This is a genomic window from Frankia sp. CeTa3Moorea (genome assembly GCF_978021225.1).
Map to the genome: position 1 here is coordinate 51,438 of NZ_CDXDOR010000014.1, position 4,066 is coordinate 55,503.

Here is a 4,066-nt window from a genome sequence, read left to right on the forward strand (position 1 = left end):
CGCGCACCGCGCCCTCGCTGACCCGGCCGCCGAGACGCCGCACTTCGGCGACGACGAAATCGTGACGCTCCCGCGGCTTGGTGATCTTCACTGCCGGCACGACCCGCGCGCCCGCGGCCTTCATCGCGTCCGCGAGTTTGCGGTTCTTCACCGCTCCGCTGTGGACGACGACGAGCACGACGTCGTCGAGCGGACGACCGATGTACTCCAGCAACGCGTCACGCAGATCCTCGGCGAGGTCCTGCGTGCCACGGACGACCATCACCCGGCCACCTCCGAACATCGAGGTGGCGCCGAGGTCGATCAGATCGGCCTCGCTGAGCTCACCGGCCGCCCGGTCGACGACCTCGACGTCGGGATCACGGGCCCGAGCCGCGTCGAGAACCCCGCGCACGGCTCGACCGACGAGTAGATCCTCGTCGCCGGTGACGAGGACGAGCGGCGGCAGTTCAGAGGAGGACACGCAGGTGAGCATGTCACGATCCGCCCCCAGGCCGGCGGAGCACCACCGAGACGCGGACCCGCGCCCCCGACCCGGAGGCGGCTCCCGCCGGCGACCCGGACTCGGCGGACCCAGACTCGGCGGACCCGGCGGGTGCCGCCGCGGCGACCACCGCCACCGCGCCGTCGCGGTCGGTCCGGGCGACGGCCATGCCGGACCGGCGCAGCGTCCGCAGGGTGGACGGCGCGGGATGACCATAGCTGTTCCCGGTGCCGACACTGATCAGGGCGAATCGGGCCCCGGTCGCCGCGAGGAAGGTGACGTCCTGATCCGCGGCGCCGTGATGGGGCACCTTGAGCACGTCGGCTCGTAGCGCCGTCCTATCCCCCGGCCGGCCGGTCAACATCCGCTGAGCCGGCGGCTCCACATCCCCGGTGAGCAGGATGGTCACCTCCCCCACCCGTGCGGAGAGCACCAGGCTCGCGTTGTTGGGATCGCTCTCGGTGCCGTGCAACACGGTGCGCGGAGCCAGGACGGTCCAGGAGACCGACCCCACCCGTGCCCGGGAGCCGATGACGGCCGTCCGCAGCGGCACACCGGCCCGCCGGGTCCACTGTTGGACCCGATGCCACTGGAGAACGGGTTCCCCCAGCGGGCTGCTGAGTACCTCCCCCACCGGAAGCCGGCCGAGCACGGCCGGCAGCCCCTCGACGTGATCGGCGTGGAAGTGACTGAGAATGACCACCGGTATCCGTCGCACGCCGAGGTCGGAGAGGCAGCGGGTCAGCAGGGCCGGATCGGGGCCGGCATCGACCAGCACCGCGGTGCCCGGTCCCGCCGACAGCACGAGGGCGTCGCCCTGACCGACGTCGCAGGCGACCAGGCGCCAGCCGGGCGGCGGCCACGGCGCCAGCCGCCCGGCAACGGCGCATCGCGCCAGGAGCAGGCCGACCAGGGCCGCGGCGACCAGTCGCCGCGGCACCCGCCTCCGCAGCGTCGCCACCACAAGCCCGGCGACACCGGCGGCCGCGCCCGCTCCCATCACCCCCGTGGGCCACGGCAGCGTCGCGGCAGGAAGATCGGCGCACCGGCCGGCGACCGTTACCAGCCACCAGCACGGCAGATCGGCGAGGTGCGCGAGCAGCCCGGCTGCTGACGGCGACACCGCCGCCACGACCAGCGTCAGTACCCCCAGCACGGTCGCCGGTGCGACGGCGGGCACGGCCAAGACGTTCGCGGGCACCGCCACGAGGCTCAGCCCCCCACCGGTCCAGGCCAACACCGGGGTGCACGCCAGCTGGGCGGCGGCCGCGACGGCGAGCACCTCGGCGATCCGCGCCGGCAGCCGCCGAGCGAGTGCGTCCCGCCAGCCCGGCGCAAAAACGATCATTCCGGCCGTGGCGAGGACGGACAGCGCGAAGCCGACCGAGAGGGCGAGCGCGGGATCCACCAGGACTAAGACGATCACGCTCGCCGCCAGGGAGGGCAGCACCGCCCTGGGACGGCCAATGGCGAGCCCGAGCAGGCCGACCAGACCCATCGCCCCGGCACGCAGCACGCTGGCCGAGGGCCGGGCGAGCACGACGAACCCGACGAGGGCGAGGGCTCCCACCGCGGCGCGCGACCGTGACCCACGCCCGGTCCATCCCATGAGGTAGAGCGCCGAGGCCGTCACGATGGCGACGTTGCTACCGGACACGGCCGTCAGATGGGACATTCCGGCGGCGCGGAAGTCCGCGCGCACCGCGTCGTCGAGCCCGGAGACGTCGCCGACCACGAGGCCGGGTAGCAGCCCGCGACGCGGTTCGGGCAGTCCCCCAGCGGCTCGACGCAGCCCGGCCCGTAGCCCCCCGGCGATTCGTTGGATCATGGTGGGCCCGCCGCGGGTCCGCGGTGGGCCGTTGGCGAACAGAACGGCGGCCACGGTGTCACCGACCCGAGGTTCGGCGAGCCTGCCGGAGACGACCAGGTGCTGGCTGGGCAGCAGAGCGCCCCAACCGCCGCCCCGCGCGAGCAGGACCATCGGGGCCCGGACCCGCAGATCCGCCGGGGGCGCGGTGAGGCGCTCCGCCCGGACGGAGATCACGAAGGTCACGCGATCGGCGCCGCCAGCCCCCTCTCCGGCCCCCTCTCCGGCTCCGGGCCCGGTTCCCGTCCGGACCGCGGTGGACGAGGAGGTGGCGCGGGGATCGTCGGTGACGACGACCTCGGCTGTGACCAGACGGCCATGCCGGACCAGATCGGCGAGCGGGCCGCTGTCACGTGGACGAGCCGCCAGTCCACCCGCGAAAAACCCGGCGGCCAGGAAGACGAGTGCCGTGAGAACGACGGCGGCGACGGCGGAGCGCCGCCCGACGCCCCGGGTGAGCGGCGCGCTACGCGGCTGCGGCTGCGGCTGCGACGGCGACGGCGACGGCGACGGCGACGGCGACGGACGGGACGCGCCCGTAGCCACCTCGGCCCGATCGCCGCCCGGTCCTGGGCGAGTCGGCCGAGCGCCCCGCGGGCGGACCCGGACCAGCAGGAACACCGGAGCCGCGACGAGCACCGCACCGGCGGCGCCCAGCAACGGAACGGACGGCGGCCAAGTGCCGGCAACCGCCGCGCCGGCCCAGGCCATGACCGCCGGGCCCACCAGCCGGGCGTCCATCGGACGGGAAGCCCCGGACGGCCGTTCCGGCAGCGCGAGTCCCGTCTCCATCCCGACGTCGACCACCGGAGCGTCAAACCTTCAGCAATGGCAGCAGATCGGCCAGCCGCTTGTCGCCGACTCCGGTCACCTCCGCGAGCTGCTCGGGCGACCGGAAGGGCCCGTGCGCCGTGCGCCACTCGACGATGCGGCGAGCCAGCACGGGCCCCACCCCGGGCAGACCGTCAAGCTGCTCGACGGTCGCGGCGTTCAGGTCGATCGGACCGGTCGCCGCGGTGGAACCGGCGGCGCTCGCGGTGCTCCCGCCGACGGGCCCGAGGCCGGTACCTGCGGGTTGCCCAAGCGGCGCCGGGCCGGGCCTGCCATCGACGAGGACCTGTTCCCCGTCGACCAACATCCGGGCCAGGGCAAGGCCGGTCGTGTCGGTGCCCGGGAGCGCTCCCCCGGCGCGTTCGATCGCATCCACCACACGCGCGCCCGCCGGGAGCCGGACGACACCCGGCCGGGCCACCCGGCCGGCGACGTCGACCACCACCTCGCCGCTCGCCCCGGTGCGGGCGGCCCTGGTCGTCGGTGCCGAGGCCACGTTCGTATCCGTGGCGGAGGTGGGACCGGTGGCCCCGTGGTCCGAGTGGTCCGACCGGGCGTTGCCAGCCGCCGCCGACTCCCCCGTCCGGAGGGTACCGACCTCGGAGGAGGCGAGCGGTACCGGGCGGTGCTGCCAGGAGAACCAGGCGGTCATGAGCGCGGCGGCGAGGGCGACCAACGCGAGAACGAGGGCGGCCCGGGCGGCCGGCGCCACCACGATGCCATGCAGCGTAGCTGGAAGCCGCCTGCGGATGACGCCGACCAGATCGCCCCGCGGAACTCCCGGCGCCGTCCGGCCGGCCGATGGCCCGCGATCAGGTCCCCGGCCGCCTTCGTCCTCGCCATCGTCCATCTCGCGCCCCGGATGGGGGTGGACCGGATGGGGG

Annotated in this window: 3 protein-coding genes; all 3 read right to left on the bottom strand. The window is 75.0% G+C overall.

Annotated features, from left to right (window positions below; translation table 11 throughout):
* Window positions 1–475, bottom strand: a 475-nt coding sequence (locus AC08OV_RS04770; RefSeq protein ID WP_476619349.1) for a DNA polymerase III subunit delta, incomplete at its 3' end; no start/stop codon positions are given.
* A gap of 1 nt (window position 476) precedes the next feature.
* On the bottom strand, window positions 477–3,158 hold the full coding sequence (locus AC08OV_RS04775; protein ID WP_476619350.1) for a ComEC/Rec2 family competence protein: 2,682 nt from the start codon (window positions 3,156–3,158) through the stop codon (window positions 477–479).
* A 7-nt stretch (window positions 3,159–3,165) separates the two neighbouring features.
* The coding region (locus tag AC08OV_RS04780; RefSeq protein ID WP_476619351.1) for a ComEA family DNA-binding protein at window positions 3,166–4,066 on the bottom strand (901 nt) is incomplete at its 5' end.